The organism is Pseudomonas sp. MDT2-39-1, assembly GCF_054898085.1.
Genome location: NZ_CM142716.1, coordinates 2,856,228 through 2,871,357, shown reverse-complemented (window position 1 = coordinate 2,871,357; position 15,130 = coordinate 2,856,228). Strand labels below are relative to the sequence as shown.

Genomic DNA, 15,130 nt, shown 5'->3' with positions numbered 1-15,130 from the left:
TCTGGGGCATTGACTCCGGGCCAGGAATACAAGAATTAGAATCGAGAGGAGTGAAGCAATGAACAAGTCGACCTTGGCCTTGGCCGTGGCTGTAGGGGTTTTGGCGCAGCAGGCAGGCGCCGCCGGTTTCATCGAAGACAGCAAGGCTTCCGTAAGCTCGCGCACCTATTATTTCGACGCCGATGTCCGTGAAGGCGCCAAGACGCCAGCTAACCGGCAGCGAGAGACTGCTGAGGGTCTGAAGTTCGATTACCGGTCGGGCTTCACTCAAGGTGTCGTAGGTTTCGGTTTCGACGCCCAGGCAATGGTCGGTATCCATCTGGACGGTGGCAAGGGCCATCACCCGGACAATAACTCCTTCAACCCTAGCGATTCCGATGGTTCGGCAGAGAGTTCATGGAGCCGTGTGGCGGGCAACGTCAAGGCACGATTCTCGAAGACAGAGGCCCACTACGGTGGCGCTCTGCAACCAAACATGCCGATCCTGATTGCGAACGACAGCCGCGTGCTGCCACAGACCTTTGAAGGTGGCACCATCACCTCGAAGGAAATCGACAACTTCACCTTTAACGTAGGTCAGTTGGAGCACGCGACAGGTCGGGCATCCTCCAACAGCACTGGCCTGGCCGTGGCGGGTGGCACAGAGGACAGTAACCAGTTCCGCTACGCCGGTGCAGACTGGGCGGTCACCAAAGAGCTGACGCTGCAGTACTACTACGCGAACCTGGAAAACTACTACAAGCAGAACTTCCTCGGCCTGGTGCACGTCTACCCGATCGCTCCCAACCAGTCGTTCAAGACCGATCTTCGTTACTTTGACAGCAGCTCCGACGGCAAGAACGGCGACGCCGGCTACCAGTTCAACAACAACAGCGGCTACGCCAAGGAAAGGGGCGTGGTCGATAACAAGACCTGGAGCGCCACATTCACCTATACCCTGGGTGGCAGCGCGTTTCTGCTCGGGCATCAGCGTGTCAGCGATGACGGCGGCTTCGTTTTCCTGAACCAGGGCAACGTGGTTGACGGTAGAGGGCGAAACGAAGGTGCTGGCGGCGCCAGCTTCTACTCGTTCACCGACGCCACGGTCGGCAGCTTTATCCGTGCCGGTGAAAATACCTCGTATGGCCAGTATTCCTATGACTTCGCTTCGTTGGGTGTGCCAGGCTTGAAAGCTTCGGCTGCTTACTTGTATGGCCAGGACATCAAGGCCACCAACGGTGTGGGTAAGGACCTGAACGAGCGGGAAACCGACCTGCGTGTGGATTACGTGATTCAAGCGGGTCCGCTTAAAGGGTTTGGCACGACGCTGCGTCACGGTATGTATCGCGGCAACACCAGCACCCTTGATCAGGATCAGACCCGTCTGATCTTCAACTACACCTACAGCTTCATGTAACAAATGTCGTCAGAAAAAGCCTTGCCGGTCGGCAAGGCTTTTTTTTGTTTCTGTATATTCCAAAAACAACACTAATGCGTATTTATTATTCTTTTTGGTTTTTTTTGCGAGCGCCTAAAGTAGGCCCCGTCCGGTATTCATCAAAAGACCCGGCGCTAAGCAAAATAATCACCGTTAGAAGAACAGGTTCAGGAATCGGATTTGTAGCCGATACCTCGGATCTGCGCTGCGCAGGCATATTCCGAAACGCTATGAAAAAGAATGACAAAATTCTTTTTGGCTTTATGAAGATGTATCCTGCGCGGCCAAAGCGACCGGGCTAGAGAGTTCGGCAAAAATTGCGCGTCTTAGGATCCAGGGCATTCGACCCAGGACCAGGAACACAAGTATTAGAAACGATAGGAGCGAAACAAATGAACAAGTCCACCTTGGCCCTGGCTGTGGCCGTAGGGGTTTTGGCGCAGCAGGCAAGCGCCGCCGGTTTCATCGAAGACAGCAAGGCCACTCTGGGTCTGCGTAACTTCTACATCAACACCGATAACCGTGATGGTCCGGGCGCGAACAAGAACGAAGAATGGGGCCAAGGCTTCGATCTGCGCTTCATCTCCGGTTACACCCAAGGCACTGTCGGTTTCGGTATCGATGCGATCGGCCTGCTGGGCGTGCGTCTGGATTCGGGCGGCGGTACCAACGGTGCCAGCAATAACTCGTACGGCGGCACTGTTTTCCCAAGCAAATCCAACGGCGAAGCAGTTGATAACTTCTCCAGCCTGGGCCTGACTGCAAAAGCCAAGATCTCCCAGACCGAGCTGAAACTGGGCACGTTGCAGCCAAAAAACCCGGTTATCGTGACCAACGACGGTCGTCTGCTGCCACAAACCTGGCAGGGTGGTCAGATCACTTCCGGCGAGATCAAGGACCTGACTCTGGTCGGCGGTCAGATCGAAGCCGTGAAAGGGCGAAACTCCAGCAACAATGAACAGCTGAGCATCGGCGGTGCCAACGCTCGTACCGCCAGCGGTCGCGACAGCAACAAGTTCATCTATGCCGGTGGTGACTACAAAATCACTAAAGACCTGACCGCGCAGTATTACTACGGCAACCTGGAAGACTTCTACAAGCAACACTTCCTGGGTCTGGTGCACAACTGGGCAATCGGCCCGGGCGTGTTGAAGTCTGACTTGCGCTACTTCAACAGCTCTGATGACGGCGCTAACGGGCACGACCCGCTGTACTACAGCTCCGGCAACTACAGCAGCACCTCCAATGGTAAAGGCAAGGTCGACAACAACCTGTACAGCGGCCTGTTCCTGTACTCCGTTGCCGGTCACACCTTTGGTGGTGGTTATCAGGTCAGCAACGGTAGCAGCGACTTCCCTTGGCTGAACCAGGGCGATGGCTCGTCGAACTACACCATCACCGACATGCAAATCCAGAAGTTCGGCCGTGCCGGCGAACGTACCTGGCAAGCTCGCTACTCGTTCGACTTCGCCAAAGTCGGCGTGCCTGGCTTGACCGCCGGTATGGTTTATCTGCGTGGCGACGATATCGACACCAACCGCACCGCTACCGCTGCAGCCGGTAATAACAGCACCGAGTGGGAACGCGACCTGACTGTCGGTTACGTCGTACCAGAAGGCCCGCTGAAAAACGTTGGCTTCATGTGGAAGAACGCTACCTGGCGCACCAACATCCCGGGTGTTCGCTCCCAGGACGAAAACCGCCTGATCCTCAGCTACTCGATCCCGCTGTTGTAATAGCGCTCGCGTAACCGAAGAAAAAAAGCCCCGCCCGGCATCTCGCCGGGCGGGGCTTTTGCGTTTTCAAGGCGAGGTCACCCCCGTAATCCCGCCTTGAAAGTTTCCCTCTTTGCAGCAACTCAAGGCCTTCTCGAACCTTGTGGGCGATGTTGTTCGGGATGCGCCCGCAGGTCCAGTGAACAGATTTTTAATATTCATTTATGATCTAAACAAATCGATATTTATTCTTTTTAATTCATAAGGAACGCAGGCACAGTTGAGCTCAACAAGCACTCACCAGGAGCAGCACCATGAGCCTCAGACTGGGCGATATCGCCCCCGACTTCGAACAGGATTCCAGCGCCGGCACCATCCGTTTCCACGAATGGCTGGGCGATAGCTGGGGCGTGCTGTTTTCCCATCCGGCGGACTTCACCCCGGTGTGCACCACCGAGTTGGGCTTCACCGCCAGGCTCAAGGATGAATTTGCCAATCGCGGTGTGAAAGCCATTGCCCTGTCCGTGGACCCGGTGGACTCGCACCACAAGTGGATCGAAGACATCAATGAAACCCAGAACGCAGTCGTCAACTTCCCGATCCTGGCGGATGCCGATCGCAAAGTTTCGGACCTCTACGACCTGATTCACCCGAACGCCAATGACACCCTGACCGTGCGCTCGCTGTTTGTGATCGACCCGAACAAAAAGGTTCGGCTGACCATCACCTACCCGGCGAGCACCGGCCGTAACTTCCATGAAATTCTGCGGGTGATCGACTCGTTGCAACTCACCGACAACTACAAGGTGGCCACGCCGGCCAACTGGCAGGACGGTGATGAAGTGGTGATCGTGCCGTCGCTCAAGGACGAAGACGAAATCAAGAAACGCTTTCCCAAGGGCTATCGCGCGGTGAAGCCGTACCTGCGCCTGACGCCGCAGCCGAATCGTTAATTGGTAATACACCCCTGTAGGAGCGAGGCTTGCCCGCGAAGAGGCCATAACTTCCGACATTGATGGTGGCTTTAACGACGCCTTCGCGGGCAAGCCTCGCTCCTACAGGACAGCGATGCACATTCTATAAAGCAGGGGATTTCGGGTCGTTTCTACGGCCCATTTTTTTGCCTGGTCAAAGCCGTTTTGCATAGATCTACAACGCATAACCAAATGAATAAATATGATTTATGGATATAACAATCACCTGTTAAGGTCATTTCCATCACAGTGAGATCGCAAACCGCGAATCGCCAACACCGTTCAAGGAATCGCCTGAATGCTGGTCGTCTCACTCGGTGGCAGTCCCAGCCAACGCTCCCGTTCCGGGGTGCTGCTGGAGCGCTCTCAGCGCTGGTTGCAAGCGCAGGGTGTGGAAGTGGTGAGTTACCAGGTACGGGACTTCCCGGCCGAAGACTTGCTGCACGCACGCTTCGACAGCCCGAAGGTAATCGACCTGCTGCAACAGATTGAAAACGCCGACGGCCTGCTGATCGCCACCCCGGTTTACAAGGCGTCGTTTTCCGGCGCGCTGAAAACCGTGCTGGACCTGCTGCCCGAGCGCGCGTTGGACCACAAGGTGGTTTTGCCCATGGCCACCGGCGGCAGCATCGCCCACATGCTGGCGGTGGATTACGCGCTCAAGCCCGTGCTGTCGGCGTTGAAAGCCCAGGAAATGCTCCATGGGATTTTCGCGGTGGACAGTCAGATCGCTTACGGCGAAGGCAGCATCCAGGCGCAGTTGGCGCCGGAGCTGGAACAACGATTGAACGAGTCGCTGGAGTTGTTTTTCAGCGCCATGGCGCGACGGCCCAAGCCGCTCGATCCGAACCTGTTGAATGAACGTTTGTTGAGTGCTCGCTGGAGCATTTGAGGTTCACCCGAATTTGCTTCACTCCACCTTACTCAGCCGCCAACGGCCAAGCAGGTGCAGCCAAAACCCAACTGCAAAAAGGAGAGCGCCATGCGCACTGTCATTTTGCGTCGTGGTCTGGTCGCTCTGTTTGCAGCGGCTTTAACCTTCGGCGCCATTACTCAAGCTCAAGCGCTTTCTACCCAGGAAGGCGTTCTACGAATCGGTTATCAAAAGTACGGCACCCTGGTGCTGCTCAAAGCTAAAGGCACCCTCGAAAAACGCCTCGCCGCCCAAGGTGTGGACGTGCAATGGACTGAATTCCCCGGCGGCCCGCAACTGCTCGAAGGCCTGAACGTTGGCTCCATCGACTTCGGCGTCACCGGCGAAACCCCGCCAGTATTCGCTCAAGCGGCCGGCGCCGATCTGCTCTACGTCGCCTACGAACCGCCAGCGCCACACAGCGAAGCGATCCTGGTGCCGAAGGACTCGCCGATTAAATCGGTGCAGGACCTCAAGGGCAAGAAAGTCGTGCTCAACAAAGGCTCCAACGTCCACTACTTGCTGGTCCGCGCGCTGGAAGACGCCGGCCTCAAATACACCGACATCCAGACCGTTTTTCTGCCGCCAGCCGATGCCCGCGCCGCATTCGAGCGTGGCAGCGTCGATGCCTGGGTTATCTGGGACCCGTATCAGGCCGCCGCCGAACAGCAGCTGCAAGCGCGCACCCTGCGCGATGGCCAGGGCATCGTCGACAACCATCAGTTCTACCTCGCCACCAAGCCTTACGCACAGAAAAATCCTGAGGTGATCAAGACCCTCGTGGAAGAAGTGCGCGCCGTCGGTGAATGGTCCAAGGCCAACCCGGAAGACGTGACCAAACAGGTGTCGCCACTGCTCGGCCTGCCAGCAGACATCACTTTGACCTCGGTGAAACGCCAAGGCTACGGCGCGCTGTTCCTCACGCCTGAAGCGGTCGCCGCCCAACAGAAAATCGCCGACAGCTTCTACCAGCTCAAGCTGATCCCGAAACAGTTGAGCATCAAAGACGTGATCTGGACGCCACCGGCAGCCGTTGCCAAAGCGCAGTAATTCGATTCCCCAAGGAGACCACTCCATGAGCCTCAGTATTTTCTGGTTCCTGCCTACCCACGGCGACGGCCATTACCTTGGCACCGCCGAAGGCGCTCGCGCCGTCGACCACGGTTACCTGCAACAAATCGCCCAAGCGGCGGATCGCCTAGGCTTCGGCGGGGTTTTGATTCCTACCGGCCGCTCGTGCGAAGACTCGTGGCTGGTAGCCGCCTCGCTGATCCCGGTGACAAAGCGGTTGAAATTTCTTGTCGCGCTGCGCCCCGGGATCATTTCCCCGACGGTGGCCGCGCGTCAGGCGGCGACACTGGATCGCTTGTCCGGCGGCCGTGCGCTGTTCAACCTGGTTACTGGTGGTGATCCGGAAGAGTTGGCTGGCGATGGTTTGTTTCTCAGTCACGAAGAGCGCTATCAGGCATCGGTGGAGTTCACCCGCATCTGGCGCCGCGTGCTGGAAGGCGAAACCGTTGATTACGACGGTCAGCACATCAGCGTGAAGGGTGCCAAGTTGCTCTATCCGCCGATCCAGCAACCGCGTCCGCCGCTGTACTTCGGCGGCTCGTCGGAAGCGGCGCAAGACCTCGCCGCCGAGCAGGTGGAAATGGTCCTGACCTGGGGCGAGCCACCAGCCGCCGTTGCCGAGAAGATTGAACAGGTGCGCGCCAAAGCCGCGAAGCTGGGTCGCACCGTGCGCTTCGGCATTCGCTTGCATGTGATCGTCCGCGAAACCAACGCCGAAGCCTGGCAAGCGGCGGATCGGCTGATCTCCCATCTCGACGATGAAACCATCGCCCGCGCCCAGGCTTCTCTGGCGCGATTCGATTCGGTCGGCCAGCAACGCATGGCCGCGCTGCATGGCGGCAGCCGTGACAACCTGGAAGTCAGCCCCAACCTGTGGGCCGGTGTCGGCCTGGTGCGTGGCGGTGCCGGTACGGCGCTGGTGGGCGATGGTCCAACTGTGGCTGCCCGCGTGAAGGAATACGCCGACCTGGGCATCGACACCTTCATTTTCTCCGGTTATCCGCACCTGGAAGAGTCTTACCGGGTCGCCGAGTTGCTGTTCCCGCACCTCGACATCGAACGTCCGGAGCTGCCCCAAGGTGCTAACTACGTCAGCCCGTTCGGTGAGATGGTCGCCAACGACATTCTTCCCAAAGCCGCGTCGCAGAGCTGAGGCGCGCCATGAAGAGAATTATCCACAGCCTCGCACCCTGGGCGTTGCCGGTATTGCTGCTGGCGGTGTGGCAGTTGTCGGTGTCGGCGGGCTGGTTGTCGACACGGATTCTGCCGGCGCCGATCGCCGTCATCGAGGCCGGCGTGAGCCTGGTGCGCAGCGGCGAAATCTGGACGCACCTGGCGATCAGCGGCTGGCGTGCTGCGCTGGGTTTCACCATCGGCGGCAGCATCGGTCTGGTTCTTGGCTTCATCACCGGCCTGTCGAAATGGGGCGAACGCCTGCTCGACAGTTCGGTGCAAATGATCCGCAACGTACCGCATCTGGCGCTGATTCCACTGGTGATCCTGTGGTTCGGCATCGATGAGTCGGCGAAGATTTTCCTGGTGGCGTTGGGCACGTTGTTCCCGATCTACCTGAACACCTATCACGGCATCCGCAACGTCGATCCGGCGTTGGTGGAAATGTCGCGCAGTTATGGCTTGTCCGGCTTCAGCCTGTTTCGTCAGGTGATTCTGCCGGGTGCGTTGCCTTCGATTCTGGTTGGCGTGCGCTTCGCATTGGGCTTCATGTGGCTGACGCTGATCGTGGCGGAAACCATTTCCGCGAGCTCCGGCATCGGTTATCTGGCGATGAATGCCCGGGAGTTTTTGCAGACTGACGTGGTGGTGCTGGCGATTCTTTTGTACGCGGTGCTTGGCAAACTCGCCGACCTCGCGGCCCGCGGACTTGAGCGTGTGTGGCTGCGCTGGCATCCGGCGTATCAGGTTGCCAAAGGAGGTGCCGCATGACCGCTCAACAACCTCCACGCCTGCTGCGCGGGATTCCGCTGGTGGTGCGCAAGCTGCAAAAGACTTTCGGTTCGCGGCAAGTGTTGCGCGAAATCGACCTGCACATTCCGGCCGGACAGTTTGTCGCCGTGGTCGGTCGCAGTGGTTGCGGCAAAAGTACCTTGCTGCGGTTGCTCGCTGGTCTCGACAAACCCACCAGTGGTGAATTGCTCGCCGGCTCCGCGCCGCTGAGCGATGCCCGGGAAGACACCCGGTTGATGTTCCAGGAAGCCCGTTTGCTGCCGTGGAAAAAGGTCATCGACAACGTCGGTCTCGGACTCAAGGGTGACTGGCGGCCGCAAGCGCTGGAAGCGTTGGAGTCGGTAGGCCTGGCGGATCGTGCCAATGAATGGCCAGCGGCGCTGTCCGGTGGCCAGAAGCAACGCGTAGCCCTGGCCCGTGCGCTGATTCATCAACCGCGCTTGCTGTTGCTCGACGAACCCCTGGGGGCGCTGGATGCCCTGACCCGAATTGAAATGCAGCAACTGATCGAACGGCTCTGGCAGAAGCACGGCTTCACCGTGTTGCTGGTCACCCACGACGTCAGTGAAGCGGTGGCGATTGCCGATCGGGTGATCCTGATCGAAGAGGGTGAAGTCGGCCTCGACCTGCACGTTGAGTTGCTACGCCCTCGGGTCCGCGGCTCCCATCGGCTGGCGGCGCTGGAAACCGAAGTCCTCAATCGAGTGCTGTCACTGCCCGGCGAACCGCCGGCACCGGAACCTGTTTCACCCTTGCCTACGCAATTGCGTTGGGCTCAATAACGCACCTTATCCAATGACAGGAATCAACATCATGACTATCAAAGCCATCAACGTTCGTAACCAGTTCAAGGGCTCGATCAAGGAAATCGTATTGGGCGACGTGCTCTCGGAAATCGACGTGCAGACAGCCTCCGGCATCGTTACTTCGGTCATCACCACGCGTTCAGTGAAAGAGCTCGAACTGGTGGTCGGCAGCGAAGTGATCGCGTTTGTGAAATCCACCGAGGTGTCGATCGCCAAGTTGTGAGGGCGTGCATTGCACTCAACCCCGGAGAGCGTGAGCCCTTCGGGGTTTTTTATGTGTGTGAGTGAGTTCGGCGGTGCGGCCTTCGCGAGCAAGCCCGCTCCCACAGGGAATTGTGCCGTACACAAATGCTGTGTCCGCTGAAGATCCAATGTGGGAGCGGGCTTGCTCGCGAAGGGGCCAGTGAAGCCAGCAAAGAAATCAGCCTGGCAAAACACGCTTCGGCAGGTAGGGCGGCAGATAAAGCCCCAGATACGCATCAAACACCCGCATCCCTTCTTCAGCCATACGCGGCGTGATCTGCCCATGCTGCTGCACCGAACGCGCATACACCCGATCACCCAGCTCCATCGCCAGCGCAAACACATCGACATCGGTCGGCAATTTCGGCAACTCGAAGTGATGATCGAACAGCTTGTGCATCAAGTCGCCCAATTCGATGTCGTGCTGACGGTCGGCCTGGGTGACTTCGGTCAGGCCGTGCTGAGCGAGGATCAGTTGCCGGGCGGCAGCGTCTTCGTCGTAGATGTCGAGCATGCGTTGTTCAACCAGTCGCGACAGGTCGCGCCAGCCGCTGAGGGCGTTGTGATCGATGGGCGCTTGCAGGCAGGCGCGGAATGCGGCGTGGACGTCCGCCGTCAGGGCTTCGAGCAGGGCCGGAACACTGGCGAAGAAGTGGTAGACGGAGGAGGGCGGGATCTCTGCGCGCTCGGCCACGCTGTAGATCGACAGACTGGCCACGCCCTCGGCGGCCAGCAGCGTGCGGGCGGCATCGAGTATCGAATCGATCCGGGCCTGGCTGCGGGCGCGGGGTTTGCGTGGGGTGGCGAGTCGGGTCATTGAAGTCTCCTGCGGGGCAGCGGGCATTGTACGAGCAGGGGTCGTGTGTTGTCTTCCCGGACGCTTTCGCGGGCAAGCCTCGCTCCTACGGGTCTGTGGCATGCTCATTTTTGCGAACGACTCCGACCTGTAGGAGCGAGGCTTGCCCGCGAACCGCAGCAGGCGGCCATAAAAAAACGCCGTTGGCTTTATCAGCCAACGGCGTTCCTTTTACTGCAACCACTTACACGGTATGCAGGTACCAGTTGTACTCAAGGTCAGAGATGGAGTGTTCGAACTCCTCCAGCTCACTCTCTTTGCACGCGACAAAGATATCGATGTATTTCGGATCGATGTACTTGGCCATGACTTCGCTGTCGTCCAGCTCGCGCAATGCATCGCGCAAGTTGTTCGGCAGGCTTTGCTCGTTCTGCTCGTAGGAGTTGCCTTCTACGGGAGCGCCCGGTTCGATCTTGTTGGTCAGGCCGTGGTGCACGCCTGCCAGAACCGAAGCCATCAACAGATACGGGTTGGCGTCGGCGCCGGCCACACGGTGTTCGATGCGCACGGCATCGGAGGAACCGGTTGGCACGCGGATCGCCACGGTGCGGTTATCCAGGCCCCAGCACGGCGAGTTCGGCACGTAGAACTGTGCGCCGAAACGACGGTAGGAGTTGACGTTCGGGCAGAGGAAAGCCATCTGCGCCGGTAGGGTCTCGAGCACACCGCCGATCGCGTGACGCAGTGCGGCGTTCTGCTCGGGATCCTCACTGGCAAAAATATTCTTGCCATCTTTATCGAGAATCGAAATGTGTACGTGCAGACCGTTGCCCGCCTGGCCCGGGTAAGGCTTGGCCATGAAGGTGGTGTCCATCTCATGGTCGTAGGCGATGTTCTTGATCAGACGCTTGAGCAGGACCGCGTAGTCGCAGGCCTTGATCGGGTCGGCCACGTGGTGCAGGTTCACTTCGAACTGCGCCGGGGCACTTTCCTTGACGATCGCGTCGGCAGGGATGCCTTGCTCTTTCGCACCTTCCAGAATGTCCTGGAGGCAGTCGACGTATTCGTCGAGGTCGTCGATCAGGTAGACCTGGGTCGAATGCGGGCGTTTGCCGGACACTGGCGAGCGTGGCGGTTGTGGACGACCGTTCACGTTCTCCTGGTCGATCAGGTAGAACTCCAGTTCGAACGCGGCGCAGATGGTCAGGCCCATGTCGTCGAACTTGCGCACCACATTAGCCAGCACTTCTCGCGGGTCGGCAAAGAACGGCTGGCCTTCAAGTTCGTGCATGGTCATTAACAGTTGCGCGGTAGGGCGCTTCTGCCAGGGTTCATTGCACAGGGTGTCAGGGATTGGATAGCAGATTCGGTCAGCATCGCCGATGTCCAGGCCCAGGCCGGTGCTTTCCACCGTCGAGCCATTGATATCCAGAGCAAATAGAGAGGCCGGCAGGTTGATGCCTTTCTCGTAAACCTTGTGGAGGCTGGTGCGTTCAATGCGCTTGCCGCGCACCACACCATTCATATCCGCAATCAGAAGGTCAACGTACAGAACCTCAGGATGTTCCTTAAGGAACGCGTTCGCTTCGTTAAGCTGAACGGCACGCGGGGGTACCGACATGATGCAACACCTTTGTTGTTAAAAATATCAATCATTGATCTCTTCGGGTTTCAGTCAACCCGAACGGCCTGCCGAAGTCAAGCGAGGCCTTTTTTGCCCTAAAAAAGCGCCCGTAGGGCTTTTTTGAGGCAGTTTGGGGCGTTTTTATGCCTTTAAGCGCTTTGGCGCCCGCGAGCTTGAGCGGGCCGTGTTGTATTTTTTACGGGGGTGTTGTGTAAAAAAATGAACAAGGCTAAGCTCGATTCAAACCCATAACAGCAATAATACCGGGGTGCTTCATGTCTCGCCTGCCGTTAATCGGCGTCGCCATCTGCTCAAGGCAGATCGGTCTGCATGCTTATCACATCAGTGGCGATCGTTGCGTTCACGCCAAGGCAAGCGTTGCCAAAGGCGTGCCGTCGACTCTTCCTTCCTCGGCGAACCTGCTGCCCCCGTCCGATATTCTGGACGGTCTACACGACATTCTCTTTACTGGCCCTCCTTCCAATATAGAACCGTTTCACGCTGACAGCCCGACCAACGCGTCGGGTTATGCTCGTGATTCTGCACGCGCAACTACGCTCTCGCTGACCCACGCCATTACCCGAGTGGGTAGTTGTGCTTGGCCATTGCAGTGGCAATCTGTATCACACGACGCCGATGCGTCAAACAACGCCTGACTTATAAGAGTCAGGAAACTCAGCCTAAGAGGCATTTATGAGTCACAACCTCGACCAGCTCACCGATTGGTTGAAAGACCACAAGATCACAGAAGTCGAATGCATGATCGCCGACTTGACCGGGATCACCCGGGGCAAGATTTCGCCGACCAACAAGTTCATTGCCGAAAAAGGCATGCGCCTGCCCGAGAGCGTTCTGTTGCAGACCGTGACCGGCGACTATGTCGAAGACGACATCTATTACGAACTGCTCGACCCGGCCGACATCGACATGATCTGCCGCCCCGACCAGAACGCGGTTTACCTGGTGCCCTGGTCCATTGAGCCGACCGCCCAGGTGATCCACGACACCTACGACAAGCAAGGCAACCCGATCGAGCTGTCGCCGCGCAACGTGCTCAAAAAGGTCCTGAAACTCTATGCCGACAAGGGCTGGCAGCCGATCGTGGCGCCGGAAATGGAGTTTTACCTGACCAAGCGCAGTGACGACCCGGACTACCCGCTGCAACCGCCGATCGGCCGTTCCGGGCGCCCGGAAACCGGTCGTCAGTCGTTCTCCATTGAAGCGGCGAACGAATTCGATCCGCTGTTCGAGGACGTCTACGACTGGTGCGAATTGCAGGAACTGGACCTCGACACGTTGATCCACGAGGACGGCACGGCGCAGATGGAAATCAACTTCCGTCACGGCGATGCCCTGTCCCTGGCCGACCAGATCCTGATCTTCAAACGCACCATGCGCGAAGCCGCGCTCAAGCACGACGTGGCGGCCACTTTCATGGCCAAGCCCATGACCGGCGAGCCGGGCAGCGCGATGCACTTGCACCAGAGCATCATCGACATCGAGACTGGCAAGAACGTCTTCTCCAATGAAGACGGGACCATGAGCCAACTGTTCCTGTACCACATCGGTGGCTTGCAGAAGCTGATCCCCGAGCTGTTGCCGCTGTTCGCGCCGAACGTCAACTCGTTCCGCCGCTTCCTGCCGGACACCTCGGCGCCGGTGAACGTGGAGTGGGGCGAAGAGAACCGCACCGTGGGCCTGCGGGTTCCGGATGCCGGGCCGCAAAACCGTCGGGTGGAAAACCGCCTGCCCGGCGCTGACGCCAACCCGTACCTGGCGATCGCCGCGAGCCTGCTCTGCGGTTACATCGGCATGGTCGAAGGCTTGAACCCGAGTGCGCCAGTAGTGGGTCGAGGCTATGAACGCCGCAACCTGCGCCTGCCGCTGACCATTGAAGACGCGCTGGAGCGTATGGAAAACAGCGCGACCGTCGAGAAGTACCTGGGCAAGAAATTCATTACTGGCTACGTCGCGGTCAAGCGGGCTGAGCATGAAAACTTCAAGCGCGTGATCAGTTCGTGGGAGCGGGAATTCCTGCTCTTCGCCGTCTGATGCGCCGGGCGCGACTGCACTTGGTCGCGCCCTTCACCGAAACCTTAGGAGAATTCGCATGACCAGCAACAACCCGCAAACCCGTGAATGGCAAACCCTGAGCAACGATCACCACCTGGCCCCTTTCAGCGACTTCAAGCAGCTGAAAGAGAAAGGCCCGCGAATCATCACCAACGCCAAGGGCGTTTACCTCTGGGACAGCGAAGGCAACAAGATCCTCGACGGCATGGCCGGCCTGTGGTGCGTAGCGATCGGCTACGGTCGCGATGAACTGGCCGATGCCGCCAGCAAACAGATGCGCGAACTGCCTTACTACAACCTGTTCTTCCAGACCGCTCACCCGCCAGTGCTTGAACTGGCCAAGGCCATCGCCGACATCGCGCCAGAGGGCATGAACCACGTGTTCTTCACCGGTTCCGGCTCCGAAGGCAACGACACCATGCTGCGTATGGTCCGCCACTATTGGGCGATCAAGGGCCAGCCGAAGAAGAAAGTCATCATCAGCCGCAAGAACGGCTATCACGGTTCCACCGTGGCCGGCGCGAGCCTGGGTGGCATGACGTACATGCACGAACAAGGCGACTTGCCGATCCCGGGCATCGTCCACATCGCGCAGCCGTACTGGTTTGCTGAAGGCGGCGACATGACGCCGGAAGAATTCGGTATCTGGGCGGCCAATCAGCTGGAAGAGAAGATTCTGGAAATCGGCGTGGACAACGTCGGTGCCTTTATTGCCGAGCCGATCCAGGGCGCCGGCGGCGTGATTATTCCGCCAGACACCTACTGGCCGCGCATCAAGGAAATCCTCGCCAAGTACGACATCCTGTTCGTGGCTGACGAAGTGATCTGTGGTTTCGGCCGTACCGGTGAGTGGTTCGGTAGCGATTTCTTCGACCTCAAACCCGACATGATGACCATCGCCAAAGGCCTGACGTCCGGCTACATCCCTATGGGTGGCCTGATCGTGCGTGACGAAGTGGTCGCAGTTCTTAACGAAGGTGGCGATTTCAACCACGGTTTCACTTATTCGGGGCACCCGGTGGCCGCTGCGGTTGCACTGGAAAACATCCGCATCCTGCGCGAAGAAAAAATTATCGAGCGCGTCCATGCGGAAACGGCACCGTATTTGCAGAAACGCTTGCGGGAACTGAACGATCACCCGTTGGTGGGGGAAGTGCGTGGGGTCGGTCTGTTGGGGGCCATCGAACTGGTTCAGGACAAGGCCACTCGCAAGCGTTACGAAGGCAAAGGCGTCGGCATGATCTGCCGCACGTTCTGCTTCGACAACGGCCTGATCATGCGCGCCGTGGGGGACACCATGATCATTGCTCCGCCACTGGTGATTACCAAGGCTGAAATCGATGAGCTGGTGACCAAGGCACGCAAGTGCCTGGACCTGACCCTGAGTGCGTTGCAGGGCTAAGTGCTAGGCTCTGGGCGGGAGTCATGAAACTTTCGCTCAGAGCAGTTCTAAAGGGTGGCCTTTCCTTGAAAGACCGCCTCGGATCTTGCCAGACTAGCTGCGGTTCCAGTTGTCCGGGTTCGGCCGCTGAA

At 58.5% G+C, this 15,130-nt stretch carries 13 protein-coding genes and 1 pseudogene; 12 read left to right on the top strand and 2 right to left on the bottom strand.

All coding sequences use genetic code 11. The features are described from left to right. Window positions 1-58 precede the first annotated feature (58 nt). The 9 genes from ACYZTM_RS13780 to ACYZTM_RS13740 all read left to right on the top strand — a co-directional run bounded on the left by ACYZTM_RS13780 (window position 59) and on the right by ACYZTM_RS13740 (window position 9,084). Entirely contained in the window at window positions 59-1,396 is a 1,338-nt protein-coding gene (locus ACYZTM_RS13780; protein WP_131061035.1) for an OprD family outer membrane porin, read from the top strand. 413 nt (window positions 1,397-1,809) lie between these two features. Continuing rightward, a complete protein-coding gene (locus ACYZTM_RS13775) occupies window positions 1,810-3,153 on the top strand; it encodes an OprD family porin (RefSeq protein WP_131061036.1) in 1,344 nt (447 codons plus the stop codon). A gap of 293 nt (window positions 3,154-3,446) precedes the next feature. Beyond that, window positions 3,447-4,085: a peroxiredoxin gene (locus tag ACYZTM_RS13770; RefSeq protein ID WP_461956207.1), complete on the top strand. Its 639-nt coding sequence runs from the start codon at window positions 3,447-3,449 to the stop codon at window positions 4,083-4,085. Between the two features lie 319 nt (window positions 4,086-4,404). Then, window positions 4,405-4,998: an NADPH-dependent FMN reductase gene (gene ssuE / locus ACYZTM_RS13765; protein ID WP_131061038.1), complete on the top strand. Its 594-nt coding sequence runs from the start codon at window positions 4,405-4,407 to the stop codon at window positions 4,996-4,998. Window positions 4,999-5,088: 90 nt separating this feature from the next. Beyond that, window positions 5,089-6,069 carry a sulfonate ABC transporter substrate-binding protein gene (locus ACYZTM_RS13760; protein WP_461988960.1) on the top strand — a complete coding sequence of 327 codons (981 nt, stop codon included), beginning with the start codon at window positions 5,089-5,091 and terminating at the stop codon, window positions 6,067-6,069. 25 nt (window positions 6,070-6,094) lie between these two features. Continuing rightward, a complete protein-coding gene (ssuD, locus tag ACYZTM_RS13755; RefSeq protein WP_461988959.1) occupies window positions 6,095-7,243 on the top strand; it encodes an FMNH2-dependent alkanesulfonate monooxygenase in 1,149 nt (382 codons plus the stop codon). Window positions 7,244-7,251: 8 nt separating this feature from the next. Then, entirely contained in the window at window positions 7,252-8,034 is a 783-nt protein-coding gene (gene ssuC / locus ACYZTM_RS13750; RefSeq protein ID WP_461988958.1) for an aliphatic sulfonate ABC transporter permease SsuC, read from the top strand. Next, window positions 8,031-8,837 (top strand): aliphatic sulfonates ABC transporter ATP-binding protein, encoded by an 807-nt coding sequence (ssuB, locus tag ACYZTM_RS13745; protein ID WP_461988957.1) that lies wholly within the window; start codon window positions 8,031-8,033, stop codon window positions 8,835-8,837. The genes ssuC and ssuB overlap by 4 nt, the downstream gene beginning before the upstream one ends. A gap of 31 nt (window positions 8,838-8,868) precedes the next feature. After that, window positions 8,869-9,084 carry a TOBE domain-containing protein gene (locus tag ACYZTM_RS13740; RefSeq protein ID WP_003229256.1) on the top strand — a complete coding sequence of 72 codons (216 nt, stop codon included), beginning with the start codon at window positions 8,869-8,871 and terminating at the stop codon, window positions 9,082-9,084. A 198-nt stretch (window positions 9,085-9,282) separates the two neighbouring features. Here the strand turns inward: ACYZTM_RS13740 and ACYZTM_RS13735 are convergent, their stop codons facing one another. Both ACYZTM_RS13735 and ACYZTM_RS13730 read right to left on the bottom strand, forming a co-directional pair. Beyond that, complete coding sequence (locus ACYZTM_RS13735) at window positions 9,283-9,921, bottom strand: TetR/AcrR family transcriptional regulator (protein ID WP_461988956.1); 639 nt, start codon at window positions 9,919-9,921, stop codon at window positions 9,283-9,285. Window positions 9,922-10,144: 223 nt separating this feature from the next. After that, entirely contained in the window at window positions 10,145-11,521 is a 1,377-nt protein-coding gene (locus ACYZTM_RS13730; protein WP_214379630.1) for a glutamine synthetase family protein, read from the bottom strand. Window positions 11,522-11,799: 278 nt separating this feature from the next. Here ACYZTM_RS13730 and ACYZTM_RS13725 point away from each other — a divergent pair. From ACYZTM_RS13725 to ACYZTM_RS13715, 3 genes and pseudogenes are all read left to right on the top strand, one after another. Then, window positions 11,800-12,114 (top strand): annotated as a pseudogene (locus ACYZTM_RS13725) (gamma-glutamyl-gamma-aminobutyrate hydrolase family protein); the annotation flags it as partial. Between the two features lie 103 nt (window positions 12,115-12,217). Then, a complete protein-coding gene (locus ACYZTM_RS13720) occupies window positions 12,218-13,576 on the top strand; it encodes a glutamine synthetase family protein (RefSeq protein WP_131061046.1) in 1,359 nt (452 codons plus the stop codon). Between the two features lie 58 nt (window positions 13,577-13,634). Then, complete coding sequence (locus ACYZTM_RS13715) at window positions 13,635-14,999, top strand: aspartate aminotransferase family protein (protein WP_461988955.1); 1,365 nt, start codon at window positions 13,635-13,637, stop codon at window positions 14,997-14,999. Window positions 15,000-15,130: the final 131 nt, after the last annotated feature.